15 protein-coding genes are annotated in these 21,620 nt (G+C 42.5%); 13 read left to right on the forward strand and 2 right to left on the reverse strand.

Annotation, left to right across the window (positions count from 1 at the left end):
* The coding region (locus MTBBW1_RS28150; protein ID WP_186441092.1) for a hypothetical protein at window positions 1–207 on the forward strand (207 nt) is incomplete at its 5' end.
* Here MTBBW1_RS28150 and MTBBW1_RS05155 read toward each other — a convergent pair.
* The gene (locus tag MTBBW1_RS05155; RefSeq protein WP_080800182.1) at window positions 177–953 is read right to left on the reverse strand and encodes a substrate-binding periplasmic protein; all 777 of its coding nucleotides are present in this window, start codon (window positions 951–953) and stop codon (window positions 177–179) included. The genes MTBBW1_RS28150 and MTBBW1_RS05155 overlap by 31 nt on opposite strands.
* Before the next feature lie 553 nt (window positions 954–1,506).
* Here MTBBW1_RS05155 and recD2 point away from each other — a divergent pair.
* Together recD2 and MTBBW1_RS05165 are read left to right on the forward strand one after the other, a co-directional pair.
* Window positions 1,507–4,041, forward strand: coding sequence for an SF1B family DNA helicase RecD2 (gene recD2, locus MTBBW1_RS05160; RefSeq protein WP_080800185.1), 2,535 nt, complete (start codon window positions 1,507–1,509; stop codon window positions 4,039–4,041).
* 115 nt (window positions 4,042–4,156) lie between these two features.
* Window positions 4,157–5,749 carry an RNA-binding domain-containing protein gene (locus MTBBW1_RS05165; RefSeq protein ID WP_139786671.1) on the forward strand — a complete coding sequence of 531 codons (1,593 nt, stop codon included), beginning with the start codon at window positions 4,157–4,159 and terminating at the stop codon, window positions 5,747–5,749.
* Between the two features lie 478 nt (window positions 5,750–6,227).
* On the opposite strand, the gene MTBBW1_RS05170 is transcribed toward MTBBW1_RS05165, so the two are convergent.
* Window positions 6,228–7,289 (reverse strand): MurR/RpiR family transcriptional regulator, encoded by a 1,062-nt coding sequence (locus tag MTBBW1_RS05170; protein WP_245809268.1) that lies wholly within the window; start codon window positions 7,287–7,289, stop codon window positions 6,228–6,230.
* Window positions 7,290–7,517: 228 nt separating this feature from the next.
* On the opposite strand from MTBBW1_RS05170, the gene MTBBW1_RS05175 reads away from it, so the two are divergent.
* The 10 genes from MTBBW1_RS05175 to MTBBW1_RS05220 all read left to right on the forward strand — a co-directional run bounded on the left by MTBBW1_RS05175 (window position 7,518) and on the right by MTBBW1_RS05220 (window position 21,525).
* The gene (locus tag MTBBW1_RS05175) at window positions 7,518–8,741 is read left to right on the forward strand and encodes an FAD-dependent oxidoreductase (protein ID WP_080800187.1); all 1,224 of its coding nucleotides are present in this window, start codon (window positions 7,518–7,520) and stop codon (window positions 8,739–8,741) included.
* Window positions 8,742–8,951: 210 nt separating this feature from the next.
* Window positions 8,952–9,212 carry a sarcosine oxidase subunit delta gene (locus tag MTBBW1_RS05180; RefSeq protein WP_080800190.1) on the forward strand — a complete coding sequence of 87 codons (261 nt, stop codon included), beginning with the start codon at window positions 8,952–8,954 and terminating at the stop codon, window positions 9,210–9,212.
* Complete coding sequence (locus MTBBW1_RS05185; protein ID WP_080800192.1) at window positions 9,209–12,226, forward strand: 2Fe-2S iron-sulfur cluster-binding protein; 3,018 nt, start codon at window positions 9,209–9,211, stop codon at window positions 12,224–12,226. Before MTBBW1_RS05180 ends, MTBBW1_RS05185 begins: the two co-directional genes overlap by 4 nt.
* Window positions 12,227–12,416: 190 nt before the next feature.
* Window positions 12,417–13,049: an aminomethyltransferase family protein gene (locus MTBBW1_RS05190; RefSeq protein WP_080800195.1), complete on the forward strand. Its 633-nt coding sequence runs from the start codon at window positions 12,417–12,419 to the stop codon at window positions 13,047–13,049.
* A gap of 133 nt (window positions 13,050–13,182) precedes the next feature.
* Window positions 13,183–14,520, forward strand: a complete 1,338-nt coding sequence (locus MTBBW1_RS05195; RefSeq protein WP_080800198.1) for an NAD(P)/FAD-dependent oxidoreductase — start codon at window positions 13,183–13,185, stop codon at window positions 14,518–14,520.
* A gap of 303 nt (window positions 14,521–14,823) precedes the next feature.
* Entirely contained in the window at window positions 14,824–15,627 is an 804-nt protein-coding gene (locus tag MTBBW1_RS05200) for an electron transfer flavoprotein subunit beta/FixA family protein (RefSeq protein ID WP_080800203.1), read from the forward strand.
* Window positions 15,628–15,887: 260 nt separating this feature from the next.
* Window positions 15,888–16,883: an electron transfer flavoprotein subunit alpha/FixB family protein gene (locus tag MTBBW1_RS05205; RefSeq protein WP_080800206.1), complete on the forward strand. Its 996-nt coding sequence runs from the start codon at window positions 15,888–15,890 to the stop codon at window positions 16,881–16,883.
* Window positions 16,884–16,924: 41 nt separating this feature from the next.
* Window positions 16,925–18,604 (forward strand): sigma-54 interaction domain-containing protein, encoded by a 1,680-nt coding sequence (locus MTBBW1_RS05210; protein WP_080800209.1) that lies wholly within the window; start codon window positions 16,925–16,927, stop codon window positions 18,602–18,604.
* 747 nt (window positions 18,605–19,351) lie between these two features.
* Entirely contained in the window at window positions 19,352–20,614 is a 1,263-nt protein-coding gene (locus MTBBW1_RS05215; RefSeq protein WP_080800212.1) for an ABC transporter substrate-binding protein, read from the forward strand.
* A gap of 146 nt (window positions 20,615–20,760) precedes the next feature.
* Window positions 20,761–21,525, forward strand: a complete 765-nt coding sequence (locus MTBBW1_RS05220; protein WP_080800215.1) for an ABC transporter ATP-binding protein — start codon at window positions 20,761–20,763, stop codon at window positions 21,523–21,525.
* Window positions 21,526–21,620 lie beyond the last annotated feature (95 nt).

Here is a 21,620-nt window from a genome sequence, read left to right on the forward strand (position 1 = left end):
TACTTTGGAATCCTTACCCTTGTTGGCCGTTCAGAAAATGGTGACCAGGTTTTGAAACTGCCCAACCTTCTTACAAAAAGGCTTTATGTTGACAGAATTAACGAAATGCTTCTGCCGGTACCTGTTAAACGGGATAAAGGAAAGGATGCTGCCAAAATAGGTAAAGCATTTCGTGCTCACTTCTTAAGAAAATCCGAAGGATATTGAAATGTTGCATGTGCATATTTATCATAGAGTTTCCTGATCTCGCCTCTCTTCAATAAATCTTCCATGCTTCTGTCAAAGATTGCTGCCAGTTTTTCACCCCTCTCATCCTTTGTGAATACAACAAATAGTTTGAGTTCAAGAAGAGTCTGACGGTTAAAAAAAGATGCCTGATACTGATCCGTGTGGGTATTGAAAAAATCGGTGATATCTGCCTTTGCATCAATATAAAAATCAAGCTTTCCGACATCAAAAAGCCTAAAAATCGCATCCCTGTCATTCATGCGCCTTATTTTCAGTGTGGTTGTAATCTCCTCGCTGAAATAGTCGTCATAGGAGTAGCCCTTGATCCATGCAACTGTACTGTTCATAATGGATTCAAGGCCTTTCCACTGGGATAGACGATCGTTTTTATATACAGCCTGTACCACATCCACTGCAAAGTGGTTCGCAGGGTATGTGCCATCCTCAATCTCCTCTTCATAGGCTCCGACCATGGCATCAACAACTTTCTGTTCCACCATTTTTACAGATGCATCATAGGACTGTTTTTTAACTTTTACAGTGTAACCTTCAGGTTCAAAAACAGCCCTGAATATATCCCAGTAAAGGCCGGTGCCATCGCTGTGGGTGGCATCTTTCCACTCTTCGCTTGCAAATGTTATGGTCATTTCATCAGCAATAACAACATCAGCCAAAGTTAGTGCCATTAGTACCAGGCCGATGAAAACATATAAACATTTCTTCATTTCACAAAGCTCCTTAATTTAGTGTTTTCCAGTCAATTTTATTAGAAAGTCTATATAAAATACTGATATAAAACGACTTTCATGTTTCGTTGTGATGCGTAAGCAAACATGGGGGTTATTCCAAATAGGCTCATAAAGACTGTTAAAAAATGATTTGGCTCTTAAGAAAAAACAGTTTCATAAATTTTTATTTCAAAAATATTCAGTTTATACTAAAAATAGAAGGTGCTAACAACACTGGACTTTGGACAAATTTCACCCCTAATTGATTTTGAGTAAATTTTTTAACCTATTGAAAATACATATTTTTAGACATGTTTTGAATTTTAACCAAAAATATAAAGGAATTATTCTGTGGTTTGCTCGTTTTTAGCATTGTCCAAAACCCCGAATAATATCCCCATATTGGTTTTAAGATTTGACACATGTTAAAATTTCTAATCATTTCAATACTTATCTTCACATCAAAAAATCAATGCTCCGTTAATTTTGTCCAAAGTCCGAAACAACAGGAATTCTTAAAAAAATACCAACAGGAACACACTATTTAAAAATGCATATATCCACAACAAATTGCGGTATAATTCAAGAAAATCTAAAGGGAATTGTGGAAAGAGTCACATTCCATAATTCAGATAATGGCTGGTCAATTCTAAGGGTAATGCCCTTTTCCGATCCTGGCAGGCAGGAGACTGTTGTGGTGCATCAGACCAAAGTTTTTGCCGGAGCAACCATGGAGTTTTACGGTTCATGGACTGTACATAAAAAATATGGCCGACAATTTCATGCCACCCGTGCAGAGGAGAAGAAACCCGCCTCTTCGGCAGCCCTTGAGAAATATCTCGGCTCGGGACTTATAAAGGGGGTCGGCCCCAAAACTGCACGAAAAATTGTAAAACATTTTGATAAAAACACCCTGGATGTATTTGAAGAAGAGATTGAGAGATTGACAGAAGTTCCTGGCATTGCCATGAAGAAACTTGAGATGATAAGCGAAGCGTGGAACGAACATAAATCCATCAGGGATGTTATGATGTTCTTGCAGTCCCACGGTATCAGTACTCTTTTTGCTGTTCGCATATATAAGGAGTATGGAGATAATGCAATCTCCATGGTGACAGAAGACCCATATCGCCTGGCAAATGACTTTTACGGAATAGGCTTTTTTTCCGCAGACAGGGTTGCATTAAGCATCGGACTTGCCCCTGACAGTGAGCAGAGAATGATTGCCGCAATTCGTCATGTACTTGCAGGGGCACGAAATTTTGGGCACTGTTATCTTACCTTTCCCCAGATCAACGAAGAGGTCTCATCCCTCCTTAACCTTGGCCTTGAACCTGATTACATGGCTCAAAGGTTAAATGAGGTGCTTGAGCAGATGAAAAGTTCAAAAAAGCTCATGGTTCGCATGGTTGAACAGGAAGTGTGTTACTACTCAAGAAGCCTCTATTTTGATGAGCTTTATGTGGCATCAAGGGTGTTATCAATGTGCTCCGGAGATCCACCTGATGTTGAAAAAAACAGGATTGAACGCTGGGTATCGCTCTACTGCAAAGCAAAAGATATTGCATTAAGTGATGAACAGAAGCGAGCTGTAATTGCCATTGCTTCTGAAAATTTTTCTGTTCTTACAGGCGGCCCTGGATGCGGCAAGACCACAACCACCCTTGTTATTGTAAAACTCATTGAGGCAATGAGCAACACCATGCCGCCATCAAAGGAGTTGAAAATCCTGCTTGCAGCACCAACAGGAAGAGCTACCCAGAGAATGAGTGAAGTGATAGGAAGAGAAGCTAAAACCATACACCGGCTGCTGGAGTGGCAGAACGGCAAATTCAAGAAAAATGAGCACAATCCACTCAAAGCAGGATTTCTCATTGTGGATGAGTGTTCCATGCTTGATATAAGCCTTACCGCATCACTTCTTAAGGCTGTGCCAGATGGCTGTCAGGTGCTTTTCATAGGGGATGCCGACCAGCTCCCTTCTGTGGGCGCAGGAAATGTACTTAAAGATATAATTGCTTCAGGTGTTGTACCATGCTTTACACTGACCCAAATCTTCCGCCAGGCCAAAGCTTCTCATATAATAAGATATGCCCATGAGATCAACAGCGGAAACATGCCCTGGATAGGCTCTCCATTCAATGAACCACACCTTTGGCAAAATGGTGTTGACTGCATGTTCATGGATTCAGATGAAGCCACAATGGAGCAGATGAAATTTATAAATCGCATCAAAAACGAGTGCATTGAAAGACATTCTGAAACAAAAGGAGAAAAAGAAGATGATGATTCCCAGTGCTATGAATTTAACATCAGTGAAACCATAAGACCCTATGAAACCGAGATTAATATCCCTAAAAAATTCAGGCATGTGGATCTCAACACTCTGCTTTCAGCCGGCACAAGGGTGGAAGAGCTTGTCTCTGTTGTCAAAAAGGTACACCCCTGGTCATCCCTTCATTATGGATATTCAGCCCTTGATGTGGTGAGAATGCTATATCAGGAGTGGATTCCCAAATATTATGGAAAGGATTGTGAAATACAGATTCTTTCACCCATGACCCGTGGCTCCCTTGGAACCGTAAATTTAAACAGGGTTATACAGGAAGCATGCAACCCGCCAGGAGAGGGGAGACGCCAGATAAAGGTTGGGGAGAGAATTTTTCGGGTGGGAGACAGGGTGATTCACCGAAGGAACAACTATGACCTTGGTGTATTTAATGGGGATATCGGAAACATAATTGATATGGATAACATGGAGCTTACCTGTTCTGTGAAATTCTTTCCTGATAACAAGGTGGTGAATTACAGTAAAGATGACATAATGGAGCTGGATCTTGCATATGCAGTCACAATACACAAGTCACAGGGAAGCGAATTTGAGGCTGTGATTATCCCTGTTTTAACCCAGCATTTCAAAATGCTCTACCGGAACCTTATATACACCGGTCTTACAAGGGCAAGAAAACTTGCCGTGTTTGTGGGTACCCGCAAAGCAATGGCAATGGCTGTGAAAAATCAGGATACATCCCTTAGGCAGACAGCTTTGAGGGAGTTACTCATAAAAAGCGCAAGGATTTCGTAAAAAAAATAACATGGCGGATAACCACAACACAATCCAATGGATAAAAGTGGTTTTTTTAACCGAAGCAACAAGAGCCCCCTTCTCTTTTTAACTTCATGGAAAAAGGAGATATCTGATGTCGGAAGGACTACTGCAACTCATTGCCAAAGGTGAAGGCATTGAACTTGAGTTCAAAACCTGCCGAAATAAGCTCAATCGTGATGTTTATGAAACGGTTTGTGCTTTTCTTAACCGCCATGGCGGCACCCTGTTTCTGGGAATTAATGACAATGGTGATATTCAAGGCATTGAACCCCAGGCACTTGCACAAATCCGCAAAGACTTTGCTACATCCATAAACAATCCCCAAAAACTATCACCGCCAACATATCTTTCAATCAATGAGGAAGAGATAGAGGGCAAAAGGCTTCTAAGGATTTATGTCCCGGAAAGCTCACAGGTGCATCGCTGCAACGGCCGAATATATGATCGCAATGAGGATGGTGATCTTGATATTACCGATCAAACAGTTCAGGTGGCATGGCTTTACCAGCGTAAACAGGCAACATACAGTGAAAACAGGGTATATCCCTGGATAGAGATAGATGAGCTTAGAAAAGATCTGATGGAAGATTGTCGAAAATACCTGCGTATTAACGACCCCAATCATCCCTGGGGAAAAATGGATGATATGCAGATGCTCAAAAGTGCCCAGCTATATCAAAAAGATCCCGTAACCGGCAATTATGGCGTGACCCTGGCAGGTGTAATGCTTTTTGGCTCAGATCACAATATTCTACAGATCTGCCCGGCACATCGAACCGATCTTATTCTGCGTAAAGTAAATGTAGATCGTTATGATGACCGTGACCTTGTACGCACCAATCTGATTGAAAGTTATGACAGAATTCTATCTTTTATAAAAAAACACCTTGCAGATCCCTTTTACCTTGAAGGGATAGAAAGACGGAGTTTAAGGGATATTATTTTTCGTGAAGTTGCCTCAAACATGCTCATTCATCGTGAATATGCAAGCGGTGCCACATCCCGTATCATTATAGAGTATGGGCGAGTGGTGACAGACAACCCCAGCCGCCCCAACGGTTTTGGCCTTCTAAACCCTGAAACATCTACTCCTTTTCAGAAAAATCCTGTTTTAAGTGCTTTCTTTCGTGTCATAGACCGTGCTGATGAGCTTGGTTCAGGTATGCGTAAGATGATGCGTTACTGCAAAAAATATGGCGGTGCCGATCCCCAGCTTATCGAAGGTGATAACTTCCGCATGATTATCCATGTACCGGAGTTTGGTGGAAACCCTGCTAAAAAAGCCACGATTGTTCATATGGATGATAATGGGGTAAAGGTTAGCCAACAAAGTGGGATGCATGATGGGGTGCATGATGGGGTGCATGATGGGGTGCATGATGGGGTGCATGATGGGGTGCATGATGGGGTGCATGATGGGGTGCATGATGGGGTGCATGATGGGGTGCATGAGCATAGTTTAACAGAAACCATGAAAACAATAATTAAACACTTAGAAACCCCCCTATCAACACCACAACTGTTGAACCTACTGGGATATCCACGAAGAACAAGAAATTATGAATCATCTATAAAATTTTTGTTAAATAAAAGCTTAATTGAAATGACTATTCCCGATAAACCCCGAAGTAAAAATCAAAAATACCGCCTCACCGAAAAAGGCAGACAAACCATAGAGGAATGAGTACGAAATAACTTTACCATTCTGATTTAAACTAAGCGGGCGAGACGCCAGCGTTCCCAGAAATGAATGGGCACGTTATTTAAAACCCATTCCGGAAAAAATAAATTCTATAAACCTTCTCAAAACCCATAAGTTCTAAATACTTGCTACCAGATAACTTGCTACCAGATAACTTTCTACCAGATATTGTGTTTTTCATTGCCTTAAAATTACTATTGATGGTAGCTGATAAAAAAACTTATGACTGGTGAGGGAAAAATATATTGATGAGGAACGTTCAACATGGAATGGCTAATTTCCTTTCATGGAGTTTACACTTTTTTATTAGAAAGCCTCCGTAACATACTGATACACAACGACTTTCATGTTTCGTTGAGATGCGTCAGCAAACATGGATGTTTATTATAAATGCCTATAAATGGGCGTAGTTTCCCAAAAAGTGTAAAGCAGGAAATGTAACATCCTTATTTTTGCATGATCACCATGACCTTATGTTAAAAAGAAGATCATTTTCAAGATAAATCTGTTCCACCCGCTCCTGGTGAATCTTGAGCATCTCTCCCTGCCCTGCTGCAACCTCCTGAACAATATACTTTATGACGCAGAGCATATTTGATGGCGTTCCAATGAATGGAACTGATTTAAGTGGCACCACAAGGGCAAGATCAGCAAACTGGATAACAGGTGAGGTTGAGCTGTCGGTAATAACAAGCAACTTATGCCCAAGACGCCTTGTAAGCTTGCTGATTTTGATCAACTCATTGGGATAGCGGGTCGTTGCAACCAGAACCACAAGGGAATCATCAGGTGCATTGGAGAGGGTATCAATGGCTGTTGAGTCACTGCCCTTTAAAATGGAAATTCCCTTTCTCACCTTTGTCATTGCCCATCCCATGTAGTATGCAAATGCATATGATATCCTTGAACCCACGATGTAAATGTCATGGCTTGCAATCATTTGACTCACAAAATCATTCATAATATTGACATCAATCATTTCATAGAGCAGGCGAAGTTCACTCAACTCCTCAAAGACAACCCTGTGAAGCCTGTCAATTCCTGGCTCCTGGCGCATTTTCTCCATATCACTTCTGTCAGGCAGATTGACGCCGGTACTGACAAAATCCTTTAACGACTGCTGAAGGTCTCCATATCCTTTGTAGCCCACGCCATTTGCAAAGCGAACCACAGTGGCTTCACTGGTACCACAGGCTTCAGCAAGCTGTTTTGTGGTCATTAAAACAACTTTTCCGGGATTCTGCACAATATATTTTCCAAGTATCTTTGCCTTGGGAGTCAATTCATCCATTCTGCCCATAATATTTCTTATGGCAGGGTGGGATGAATCCTGAAAGGAGTTCTCTCTTTCAGAGTCCGGAAATGCTGATTTACTTCCAGCGACTGGCGGCTCTGCATCCAGCTCTTCAGATAAAACGACCTTTGATGCCAATGCATCTGCCCCCTCTTTATCAGAAAAAAAAGAAGCGGATTCCCTTGATGGGTTATTGCAATTACTGCCTGATGAAATAAAATCATTCATAAACTTAAATTTTTCTTGATTAAACATGTCAATAAAATAGATATCAATATATATAGTTGCCGTTTCTGGCAAAAAATAGCCCTCAAATTTATGAAAGTCAACGATTATTAATTCAAAAATTATAATTTTAAAAAAAACTTCTTGACATAATTCATTTCATTGAGTATCAGGTAAATTATCCAGTCAGTTTTTCACTAACCTTGCAGCAAATATTTTAAGAGAAGGCTTATGTTTGGTAAATACAAACCCATGTGGGGCGAAAAGACCCAGCTCAAATCAAGTTATGATGCGGTAATCATTGGAGGCGGACTTCACAGTCTTGCAACAGCCTATTACCTTGCAAAGGAACATGGTATCACCGATGTAGCCATAATTGAAAAAAACTACATCGGATTTGGCGGTGCTGGCAGAAACACCGCCATTGTCCGTGCCAATCAGCGTACCCAGTACAATGTTCCTCTCTATAAGGAAGCCCTTGACCTCTGGCCGGTTCTCACAAAGGAACTGGATTACAACCTGATGTTTAACAATTGCGGCAACCTGAACCTGATGCACAGCGAGGCAGCCATGAAAGCGGCCCGCATGACCATCTGCACAGCTCAGTACCATGGGGTTGAAAGTCACCTCATTGATGCCAAAGAGGCAAAAGAACTTGTGCCTGCACTGAACATTTCAGAGGATATTACCTTTCCCATCCACGGAGCCATGTTTCATCCGCCAGGTGGTATTGTCCGTCATGATGCAGTTGTATGGGGACTTGCACGGGGTGCTTCAAAGTATGGAGTGGAAATTCATCAGCAGACTGAAGCCACAGCCATAAATACCCGCAACGGCAAAGTTGTCTCTGTTGAAACAGATCGTGGAACTATAAACACCAGCAAGGTTCTTATCTCTGCCGGTGGCTACTCTGCATCGCTTATTAACAAAATGATGGGAATCAGACTGCCTGTAAGTGTTCTGACCATCCAGGCAATGGTTACCCAGCCACTTAAACCTCTTTTAAACCATGTTGTTTCATCCGGTGCATACCACTGCTATGCAAATCAGACACTGAAAGGCGAGATTGCAACCGGTGCACACATGGATCAATGGCCTAACTACACAACCCAGACCACTGCACACTACATTAAGCACCAGGCAGAAGCCCTGTCAGAGTTCCTTCCCTGTCTGAGGGGCGTAAGATTCATGAGAATCTGGGGCGGCCTTGCTGACATGACCCCTGACATGGCCCCCATAATGGATGGAAATGATCAGGTTGAAGGTTTCTTCTTCAATTGCGGCTGGGGTTATTTTGGATTCAAATCCTGTTCGGCTGCCGGAAAGCATATGGCTGAGTTCATGGCAAACGGCGAAGCCCCGAATATCCTCAAGCCCTTTAATCTAAAGCGCTACGAAGAGCATAAACTCATGGGCGAAACTGCGGCACTTGTAACCTATACACCGGATAACTAAAAATTGATGAACCTGTAAAAATCCGATTCTTATTTTTTGCCGTAAAACACTCAACCTGGATAAGCCAGAACCAAAAAGGCTATCTGATTTAATTGCCACTTGCCCAAAAAGTAAGAAAAAAACAGAAATGCGAATCTAAAGTAGAAGGATTAATACCGGCTTTTTATTCAGGATTTTTTACCAAACCATCAAAATTCATGGAGAAAAACAATGGCTTTAACAATCACATGTCCGGTCTGTGGAAAACGCAACGGATATGAGTTCAGATATGGCGGGGAAGACAAGGGTCCAAGACCTGATGAAGCAGGTCTGACACCCCAGAGCTGGTGTGACTATGTACATATGAACAACTGTGTTGCAGGCGTCCAGAAGGAGTGGTGGTTCCACAAGGACGGCTGCGGCTCATGGTTTACCATTCACAGAAATACAACAACCAATCTTCAAGTGGCAACTCCGGAGGCTGACAGATGATGACCAGATTTAATCAGCTCCCCACGCTGAGAATTGATCCCACAAAAAAAGTGATCTTTAACTACAAGGGCAAATCCTGTGCAGGTTCCGAAGGAGATACTGTTGCCACAGCACTCTATGCCAATGGTGTCAGGGTTTTTGCCAGAAGCCTGAAATATCACCGTCCAAGGGGACTTTACAGCCTTGATGGTGAGTGCAGCAACACCTGCATGGAAGTTGACGGTATCCCAAATGTCAGGACAGAAAATACTCTTGCAAAACAGGGTATGGAAGTAAAAGAGCAGAATGTAAAAGGCTCTGCCGAAAATGACATGATGGCATTCATTGACAAACTGGACTGGATGATGCCTGCCGGCTTCTACTACAGAACCATGCACAAGCCTGCATCCATGTGGCCTGTTGCCATGAAGCAGATCAGGAAAGCCGCAGGTCTTGGTGTAATGTCTCCTGACCATGTAACCCCTGGTAAGTTTGATGAAATTTTTCCCAGAACAGACGTTGTTGTAATAGGCGGCGGCCCTGCAGGAATGCAGGCAGCACTTGCAGCAGCAGACAAGGGTGTCAGGGTAATTATCATGGAATCACGGCCATGGCTTGGTGGTTTTTTTGACTACAGAGCAGCAGAGTACAGCAAGGGCAAACCACTTTACAGCCGTGCAAGGGAGCTTGCTGAAAAAGTTGAGGCACATCCAGGCATAAGAGTTCTGAAACATACATCAATGGTTGGTGCATACAGCAACAATCTTGTTACCGGTTTCCAGATTGGTGGTGAGGGCGACAGCTTTACAGAAAGATATGTGGAAATTCGTGCAAATGCCGTTGTTGTGGCAGTTGGGTGCATTGAGCGTCCCCTGATTTTTGACAACAACGAACGCCCTGGTGTAATGCAGGTTGCATGCGCCCATCGTCTGGCACGAACCTATGGAATCCTTGCAGGAGAAAAGGCTCTCTTCAGTGTAGGTCACGACCTTGGCCTTGAAGCAGCAATTGATCTGTATGACCTTGGAATGAAGATTGCCTGTGTTGCAGATATAAGAGAAGATGGACAGAATCCCGAGCTTCTGCTGGAACTTGCCAAACGCAACATCCCTGTATTAAAGGGATGGGTTGTCACAAAGGCACATGGTTCAAAACAGGTCAAAAAAGCAACCATTGCAACCATTGACGGCACAATAACCCGTGATTTCAACTGCAATGTAATTGTAGCATCCGCAGGTTTTACACCAATTACAGGCCCTTTGACACTTGCCGGTGCAAAACTTCGTTACGACTCTCACACAAACTTTTTCATTCCAGAGACCCTTCCTGAAAAGACACATATTGCAGGCCGCATGACAGGTCTTGAGGATTCAATGGCCATTGAGGCATCAGGAACCCTTGCAGGTATCAAAGCTGCCATGGATTCTCTTGCTTGTACATGTTGCGGTTCTGAAAGCGCTTCCGAAGGTGATTCTGAGGGGGATTCCAAAGAAAAATCCAGCAGTTCATCCTGCTGTGAGGCATGTGACGATGCTGCTCTCAAGGCTGCTGAGGAGGCTTTAAAAGCACTTCCCGGCCCTTCAAGGGGCACCAAACTTGTCACAGCTCCTGTAAAGGGAAGAAAAAGTTTCATCTGCTTTGATGAGGATACAACAATCAAGAACATTAAACAGGCCATTGAGATGGGTTTTGATGTTCCTGAACTTATCAAACGTTTCACATCTGCAGGAACAGGCCCTGGACAGGGAGGCATCCCTGGACACAACCTGCCGCTTTTTGTAGCAAAATATGAAGCTCTTTCCGGAGTTCCCGCTCCTGTACGTCCCACAACGGTAAGGCCTCCACTTGTACCCACACTTATTGCCACCTATGCAGGTACCAATCATATAATGATGAAACGTACCCCAATGGACGAGATGCAGAGATCTGACGGTGGTATCTTCAGAAAAATCGGTGTCTGGGAGCGTGCCCGCTACTTTTCAGATGATTTTGAGTGCAAGGCAGAGATTGAAAATGTCCGTAACAATGTTGGAATGCTTGACGGCTCAACCCTTGGAAAATTCCGCATACATGGACCCGATGCTCTCAAAGCTCTTCAGAGAGTATATACAAGTGACATGTCCAAAATAAAACCTGGCAGAGTCAAATATTCAGCCATGTGTAATGATGATGGATGTGTAATTGATGACGGTGTTGTCATTAAAATTGCTGAGAACGACTACTATTTCACCACCTCCACAGGTCGTGCAGGCCAGACCGTTGAGTGGGTAAGATACCATACCCGTTATGACGGCTGGGATTTCAACATGGTAAACCTCACTGACTCAATGGGTGTTATCAACCTTTCAGGTCCCAATGCCCGCAAGGTACTCCAGAAGATAACCGATGAAGATGTGAGCAATGAGGCATTCCCCTTCTCCGCCTACAAGGAGTTCATGGTAAAGGATACAATTCCGGTAAAAGCCATGCGTCTTGGTTTTGTGGGAGAACTCTCCTATGAGTTCCATGTACCATCTTCATACATGGTATCTTTGTGGAACATGCTCAAAGAGGCAGGAAAAGAGTTTGGCATCAAAAACTTTGGTGTGGAAGCCCAGAATGTTCTGCGTATGGAAAAATGCCACATCATTCTTGGCCAGGAGTCGGAACAGCGTACAAACCTTCTTGATCTTGGGCTTGGTTTCCTCTGGGATCGCAAAAAAACCGATGCCAAAACAGTTGGTGCTGTTGCCCTTGCACAGGCTGAAAAAGATCAAACCCGTTTCAGACTTGTGGGTTTCAAGATGGAGAACAATGGCCGGGCACCAAAAGATGGCTCTCTCATAGTTGATGACAAGGTTCGAGGTTATATATGTACTGCCCGTGACAGCTTCTCACTCAATGAGGCTGTGGGTATGGCACTTGTGGAGTCGCACATGGCAAAAATCGGCACCCGTCTTGAGATATTTGAAGATGAGTGTGGTGACCAGCGAATCTACGGCAAGGTAGTTCCCATGCCTTTCTATGACCCTGATGGTTCCAGAATGAAAAGCTAAGTAATTGGGTTTAATTATCTTACCCGAACGTCCCATCCCAAAGTCTGTAAAATGTGGCAGGGGGCGAGGTGAATGGGCAAGTTATTAAAAATCAATTCCTAAAAATGTAAAAATAGCTGACGGAATAAAAACAGGATCAGAAAAGGCCCGAAAAAAGGGATAACGGAAAGGAAAATCAAGGGATAAAAAAATGGTAGAAATTAGACGATATTCACCAGTTTCCTTCAAGGCTTCAGCCAAAAGAAGTGAAGTGAGGGATAACTGGAAAGTGGTACTTGAATATGAAGGTGAAGGGAAAGGTCCCCACCTTGTTGACCTGAGTCACATGACCCGTCTGGATGTGCAGGATGCCAATGTGGGAGCAATTACACCCTTTGGAGTAACCATACCAGAAGTGCCAGGGGAGTCAGTCCTTAAAGATAATGTCCTGATCAACCGCATGAACCGGATTCAGGCATCAGTCTTCTGTCTTGATGGTCATAAACCGGAAATACCTAAAGAGTCTGCTTATACAGAGACTACGGAAGTTGGGATGTGTCTTGCAATTATCGGAAAGGAAGTCTTTTCAATTCTTGAAAAACTCTCTTCCCTGGATTTTACGGATCCTGCAAGGAAAGCACCGTTTCTTTTTCAGGGCCCCATGTCCCATGTGCCCTGCCAGATCATCACATTGAGCAAAGATGGTGCAAAATCAGGTGTTCTCTTCACTGCATCCCGAGGTTATGGCAAAGATATGGTTCACGCAATCATGGATGCAGGAGCAGAATTTGGATTAAAACCGGCAGGAGAAGAAAAATTTTCCTCATGGATAGCCAGTTTGTAAAAAATATATTTAAACTCAAACGTTGTAAGTTCTCAAAAAATAGCATCTGTGGGGTGTTTTTTTAAAATATTACATACAAGTGGTTATTATTGGGAACTTATGGCTGACGGGATTTTAAGGAGAAATTTTAAAAATGAACAAAAAATATGATGCTATTATCATTGGTGCAGGTGTAATTGGTTGTCCCATTGCCTACGAACTTTGTAAAATGGGCTACAAGACCCTTAATGTGGATAAACTTCCTGATGCAGGAGAAGGTTCAACTGCTGGTTCCTGTGCAATTGTAAGAGCGCATTACTCCACAGAAGACGGTGTTGCCATGGCATATGAAGGCTTCAAATACTGGCTGGACTGGGAAAATTATCTTGATAACGTCAAAGATGAAAAAGGTCTTGCCAAATATATGAATACAGGCTCTCTTCTTATTAAATCAGAAGGCCATGACTGGAAAAAAGTTAAAAAGAATTACGATGCTGTTGGCGTAAAATATGAAGAAGTTGATAACGACAAAATCAAGGAGATGGTTCCCCCAATTGATCTTCATAAATACTGGCCGGTAAGACGTCCTGAAGATCCCACATTTTACGATGAGCCAACAGAGATGCTTGAAGGCGGAATCTTCTGCCCCGAAGGTGGATATGTAAACGACCCTGCCCTTTCTGCCCATAATATCATGAGAGCTGCCGAAGCAAAGGGCGGAGAGTTCATCTTCAACGCAGAGGTTGTGGATATCAGAAGCCAGGATGGAAAAGTTGTGGGAATCACACTTAAAGATGGAACCCAGATTGATGCTCCTGTTGTTGTCAATGTTGGCGGACCTCACTCCTTTAAAATCAACAAGATGGCAGAAGGCGTATGGGAAGGCTGCAACATAAAGACAAAATCCCTTCGTCACGAAGTAATGTACTGCCCATCCCCTGAAGGGTATGATTATCTCAATGATGGTTATCACATGTCTGATGGAGATATTGGATGCTATGTTCGCCCGGAAGTTGGCAACACCTTTCTCATCGGAAGCGAAGATCCCGAGTGTGACCCACAAGAGTGGGTAGATCCAGATGAGTTCTATGCAGGCAAAGGTGGAACCGGCAGGGATAACCAGCTCACAGAACCCCAGTGGAAAGCACAGTGCTACAGACTTGGAAAACGCATTCCATCACTTCAGGTACCTAACCAGCCAAAGGGTGTTGTTGATCTTTATGACTGCTCTGATGACTGGATTCCAATATATGACAAGTCTGATCTTGGCGGTTTCTACATGGCAATCGGTACCAGCGGCAATCAGTATAAGAACGCACCTGTTGTAGGTCGTATGATGGCAGAGCTTATTGATGCATGTGAAAAAGGTCTTGATCATGACAAGGAGCCTTTCCAGTTTACATATCAGTACACCGGACGCACAATGAATGTAGGCTTTTTCTCACGTAAAAGAGAGATCAACTACAACTCAAGCTTCTCTGTAAATGGATAATAATCATGACCGCAAAGAGGCAGCCTGATAATCTTTTTTTCCGTAATGAAGCGAGTGGAGAGCTTTCTTATCCAAAAAAAAGCCATCGGGCTACCTTGTTTTAATTAGTTTAAAAAATGGAGGGGTTTGTTGTTTTTCAGCAAACCCCTTTTCCATATTTGCAGACAATCAAAACCTGGTGGTGTCCCAAATATGTTGATGAGCTCTTCACAAACCTTGATTCAGCAGGGCTTTCACAAAAAGATATCAACACTTTTATGACACTACCCAAAACCTTTTATGAACCAATGCAGGATTGCAGAGATGAAAATATATGTCTGTGTAAAACATGTACCAGATTCCGCAGCAAATATTGCCCTAAAGGACAGCAAACATATAGATGACAATGTAACATTACTTCTAAATCCCTATGATGAATATGCTGTTACAGAGGCGGTATCCTTCAAAAAATACCTGAATGAGAAAACGTCTCTATGTGGTACAGATGATGATACCGAGGTCATTGTGGTATCCCTTGGCAAAAAGGATGCAGAAAAGACTCTTCGCTCTGCCATGGCCATGGGTGCTGACAGAGGCATTCTTATAGAAACAGAAAAAATTGAAGATAGCATAACCACAGCCCGTCTGTTGAAAGCTGCCATTGAAAAGGATGGGGTTCCGGGTATTATTTTTACAGGCAGGGAATCCATTGATATGGCAGGCATGCAGACAATGTTTCGCCTTGGGGCAAACTTTGGATTTCCGGTTGCAAACAATGTTGTGAAATTCACCCCTGACATAACAAACAACAGTGTTGAGGTGGAAACATTGACAGAAGCCTCGGGCCGTGATCTCTATCAGCTTTCACTGCCATGTGTTCTGGGTGCTGGACGCGGCCTGAACTCTCCGGCTTATCCAACATTTCCCGATGTGGTAAAAGCCAAAAAAAAGCAGATCCTATCTGTTTCCAAAAATGAACTTAATATTGATAAACCCCAAGCTTCCACAGAAATCATTGAGTTAAAACTTTTTGCAGGAAAACGAACACCTGAAGAGATAAAGGGTGACCTTTCACAAAAAATCACTAGCCTTGTAAAAATTCTCAAAGAAGAGGCCAAAATTATTTAATGCCCCAACCTGGATAAGCAAAAATATAGCATTCCAGATTAATATATTTTCCAGTATGAATGTTAGGAGTACGGCGCTCCGTGACCTTACAAAAAAGTTATTTATATAGAAATCCATAGAAATGTTTTTGTGTATCCCATTTTCCAGGAAGCAGTGAAATAAGAGAAAAAAATTCAAGGATAAGGGCTTGCCTGTACACACAACAGCCAAGACGCCTTGTATTATGGAGAACTTCAAGGATAAGGACTTTGCCTGTACACATGAAAAAAACCGGAATAATAATTGAATTCAAAAATGGCGCTGTAAAGGATGCCAGTTACGGAATGATTGCCTGCGCCCGAAATGGCGGAGGAGACTCCCTGTATGCATTTGTAATCAACGAAGATGCTCAAGTTCATAAAGAGGCACTTGAAGCCCACGGTATCCACAATATTGTGGATATCTGCCTGCCCGAGATCGGGACTTGCAAAGAGTCGGGATCACAGGCCGGCTGGAATCCGGTCATATGGTCACAGGCAGTTATGGAGGCAATGCAAATACATGGCATTTCTGAGCTTTTCGGACTCACAACACCCATGGGCCGTGAACTTCTGCCCCGCATCGCGGCAAAGCTTGATGCTCCACTTGTCATGGACTGCATTGAGGTCAACTGCAGTGAAGGGATAGTGCAGAACTATCTCTACTCGGGAAAAACCCTTGCCACAATAAAGGTTAAAGGCGATATCAGGATATATGGAATCCGCCCCAATGTAATAGAACCGGCTCCTGCTCCGGTCTCCGCATCTATGTTTACTGTTACATATTCCAATGCCCATAAAAATGAACCTGACTGCGGGAAAATAACTCTTCTTGAAAGCAGACCGGGTGACAATTCTGATGGTGATCTGCTTGAAGCTGATGTTATTATTTCAGGCGGGAGAGGTATGCAAAACGGCGAAAACTTCAAATTGCTTCACCAATGCGCCCGATATCTTGGTGCAAAGGTTGGCGCATCAAGGGTTGCAGTTGATCTTGGATGGGTGCCCTACAGTATGCAGGTGGGACAAACAGGGGAAAAAGTAAGCCCCAGGGTCTATATTGCCTGTGGGCTGTCGGGATCGGTGCAGCACTTTGCAGGAATGAAAATGTCAGGCATGATCATTGCGATTAATAACAATCCCAATGCAGCAATCATGGCAAATTGCGATTATTTTATCGAAGGTGATCTGTTTGATGTGATACCGGCATTAACCGAAGCGCTGAGCAAAGCAAAATAGAACTAAGTGTACCCTTCTAACCTTGAAAAAAGGGCTTTCCCATGGTTCACCCTGACAATGCGAAACATAAAGAGTACCAGAATACTTTTAACAATGCAGATTTTTTATCTGTATTTGATAAATTCAGTGAAGGTGTTATTCTGACAAATGTCGATGGTCTCATCATATATTATAACACCGCCATGTCACGCATTGATGAGTTAAAACCAGAGGAAGTTTTATTTAAAAAAATTACAGATGTCTATCATCTTACAGAAGAAAAAAGCATTATCATGCGCTGCCTTAAAAAAAGGCAGCCGATTATTGACGAACCAATTTATTACCGCACCCGCATGGGTAAATTTGCCAATACAATTCACAGTGCTTTTCCCCTGAGCAGAGAGGGTATATTGATCGGGGCAATATGCTTTATCAGGGACTACAACCTGCTGACAGAAACAATTGAAGATATGCCGGTACCCAAGAATATATTTGAAGACGATATTTTCTTTGAAAGCATAATAGGCAATGATCCTGAATTGATCAAAGCCATTGATTCTGCAAGAATGGCTGCAAATACACCTTCTCCTGTAATGCTTTATGGTGAGACTGGCACAGGCAAAGAACTTTTTGCAAGGGCAATCCACAACCACAGTATCCGAAGCAACAGCAAATATACCCCTGTAAACTGCGCTGCAATTCCTGAAAATCTTCTCGAAGGAATCCTGTTTGGCACATCTAAAGGAGCATTTACAGGAGCATTAAACAAAGCAGGACTATTTGAAAGAACCAACGGGGGCACAATTTTTCTGGATGAGATCAACTCAATGCCTGTGGGGCTTCAAAGCAAGATCCTAAGGGTTCTTCAGGAGCGCAGGGTACGCAGAGTCGGTGCACTTAAAGAGATTGAAATCAATGTTAAGATTGTAAGCTCAGTGAACACAGACCCTTACACAGCCATAAATAACGGCACTCTCCGATCGGATCTTTTTTATCGCCTTGGTGTTGTTTTTATACATATTGTACCTCTTGCAAGGCGAATTGGCGATATTGAACTTCTGGTTTCACATTTCATTGCAAAACACAACAGAATTCTTGGAAGAGATGTAGAAAGGGTCTCTAACGATATCCTGGATCTCTTTAAAATATACAACTGGCCAGGCAATGTCCGTGAACTTGAACATGTTATTGAAGGTGCCATGAATATTGTTGGAAACGATACTGTAATAAGCATGAAACACCTTCAGTCGCATTTTTCAAACTGGTCTGTCAACAACACCGCTTTCTCCGGCACATTGGGCAATTCGCCATCTTCCCGACAATACCGCAACAAAACATCGGAAAATATCGTCACAAGACCAGATAGAGAGAATGAATTTAACATAAACACCATTCATCCAGACAAGCCAGATCAAAAAGCCACACTCCCTCTTGCCCCTTTTATGGATGACAACAATAACAAAGATGCCACCACAAGAGAATATAGCGCCAACACATCTATTACTAATATTCAGAGTGGTGTTAAAACAAAGCAAGATCTTAACGAATACAGAAACAATATGGATATCCCTAAAAATAACCTTTTTCACAGCAGGGATGAACAGGAAAAAAAACTTGTACATGCAACACTTTCAGGCACAAATGGCAACATTGCAAGAGCTGCAAAAAATCTGGGGATTTCACGCCAGTTGCTATACTATAAAATGAAAAAATATAACCTGAAGAGGGTTGATTATATCTGAAAATCAAAGCATCCTTCATATCAACTCAAAATAAGTTTACACTTTTCGAAAAATTCTGAACCATGATTAAAGAATTTAAGGATTAACACGATTAAAAATCGGCATCCTTCATATCAGCTTAAAAGTAGTTTACACTTTTCTTTAATTATCTGAATCACGGATTGCCACAGATTACGCTGATTACACAGATTTTTTCAATCAGTGTAATCTTTTAATCCGTTTAATCCGTGATTCAGACAAAAGAATAAGCCTCAAAAAGTGTAATCCGATAAATGAAGGATGCCTAAAAATCAAGGTAATCCCTTAATCATGAAAATCATGGTTCAAAAAAAGTGTAAACCGACAAATGAAAGATGCCAAAATCCGCAGGTGTAAAATTGAACATGTAAAATATTTTGACATAAATACTTAAATATTTTTACATATAATGTAAAAACTTTTTGACATCAAAAGCAAATCTCATGCTATTGCATTTTATAATATAAAAAAAATTTAAAAACGGTTCTGCAATATTCATAAGACTTTCCATTCATTATAATGCCATTCATTAAATTCTCCCCTCTTTTTTTATGAAATGGTTTATTTATTGCATTAAGGGTACCGAAGAGTTTATCGAGAATAGAACTGTTATCAGGGCGGGAACCCGGTTGTCGCAAGCTTTTTAAACTTGTCTGTCATTTTTGACAAAAAAGTCAGGGATCAGGAGATTAACCGGAATAATATTATCTTTTTTTGGAGGAGTTGTTTATGAAAACAGGAAGACGCTTATCGTTTATAGCTTTTGCAGTTGCATCGTTGCTCATCATTGGAGGAACAACATTCGCTGCAGACAAAACCCTTAAAATTGGAGTACTGGGACCGTTTACAGGCCCTTCTGCCCAGACAGGAAAAGAGTTCCAGGCATCTGTTGAGATGGCAATGGAAAAGATAGACTCCACAGTGGGTGATTACAAGATTGAAGTTGTATGGGTGGATTCCCAGTCTGATCCTGCAAAAGCATCCAGTGCATATGCAGAAGCTGTGGAGGGGAAAGGAATCCAGGCAGGTGTTTTAAACTGGCACAGCTCTGTTGCCGTGGCAGTAATGGATGTTGCAGCCCAGTACAAGATTCCCCACATGTTCGGATTTGGCGCAAGTGAAGTTGTAAATGAAAAATGGCTTGCAGATCCTGAAAAATACAGCTATTGGGGCGGAAAAGGCTGGCCTGTACCTGCCAAGCTTGAAGGTAATTACATTGAGTGCCTCAATGCAGCAATTGAAAATGGCACCTGGAAGCCAGCAAAGAAACTTGCAGCAATCTACGGAGAAGATACAGACTGGGGCAGAAGTGCCGGCGGCGCTTACAAACAAGCACTTGTTGACAGTGGATGGGAGATCTATTCTGAAGAGTATTTTCCAATCACACAAACTGACTTTTATCCCCTTTTGAGCAAATATAAAAAAGCAGGTGTTGAGCTTCTTTGCGGAACATCTGCATCTCCACCTGCTTTAACTGCATTTGTAAAGCAGTTTTCAGAAGTTGGTCTTAAAAGCACACTTGTGGCATCAGGCCTTGGCTGGATAGGTGACTGGTACAAAATGACAGGCAGAAGCTCTGATTATGTTCTTGACAGTATTCCCCAGTTGACAACTCCTGAAGCCCAGCAGTGGGCCAAAGATGTTAATGCAAAATTTGGGTTTAACCCAAGCCCCTCTGCCGGAGGACTCTCATATGACGGCATCAATATGTTCATCAAACTTCTGAACAAAACCCATGAGAAATATGGAGAGTTGAACAAAGAAACAATTCACAAAACCATGGTGGAAGAGGTAAATACCGGCAAACTCACATATGGCCGTAAAGATGGTGCTGTTATCATGAACGAATATCGTTATAACGCAGAGACAATGCCTGATATGGTTGTTGCAAGTGATGCATATTTTTTCCCAATCCTTCAATATAAAGAGGGCAAAGCCTCTATAATCTATCCTGATTCATGGAAAGTTAAGGATTTTGAGCCTAAAAAGTAATCTGTTGTCACTTTCAGTTACCTGATTTTTTGCAGAGTCAGGCATCCCCTGGCTCTGCTCTGCAAAACCTACTGCTTGTCAAGACTAAAATTAAGCTTTGACAAAGCACTACAATACCACAATAAATGAAGGACACTGCAAATATAATGATTGTACTGGAAACCAAAAACCTAACCAAACAGTTTGGTGGACTGACAGCAGTTAATGCAGTCTCCATGACCCTGTACAAGGGAGATGTAATGGGTCTTATCGGCCCAAATGGTGCAGGAAAAACAACCTTTATCAATGCCATTACAGGTCTTAACCCACCCACTTCCGGCGATGTCATTTTTTTTGGAGAAAACACCACCGGACTTCCTCCCGAAAAAATGTGCCGCAAAGGAATCTCCCGTACATTTCAGATCCCAAGCCCCTTTCCCAAAATGAGCGCCATAGAGAGCGTCATGACTGCAACAGTTTTTGGCAACCCGCCAGGGACAATCAAAGATCCTGTGGCCCACAGCAGAAAGATGCTTGAATTTGTTGAATTTCCCATGTCAGAAGACGTTATTTCCGAACAGCTCAATACTGTTCAGCTCAAACGACTGGATCTTGCAAGGGCGCTTGCAAGCAACCCAAAAGTTCTTTTCATGGACGAAATGGCATCTGGACTGAGCGAGGGAGAGCTTCTGGATATAATGAAGATCATCCGGAAAATAACAGGCCAGGGTATATCCATACTCATGGTTGAACATATCATGCAGTTGATAATGGCCGTGTGCAACCGTCTGCTTTGTATTCAGTTTGGAACAAAAATAGCTGAAGGCCCCAAAGACGAAGTAGCCAACGACCCAAAAGTTACAAAAGCTTATCTTGGAAGCAACACGGATGAAAAGAACAAAGCTGAAGAACTTGTTGCAGAAGACAACTAATGCTTTTTCAAGTCTAAACTGTCGGGAGTTTTTCAAACCGTTAAAAGGCTCAAGGATTTCTCTACACGACAATCAAGCCTTGAAGGAACACTAAC

Origin of the sequence: Desulfamplus magnetovallimortis (genome assembly GCF_900170035.1) — a bacterium.
GTDB classification, from domain to species: domain Bacteria; phylum Desulfobacterota; class Desulfobacteria; order Desulfobacterales; family Desulfobacteraceae; genus Desulfamplus; species Desulfamplus magnetovallimortis.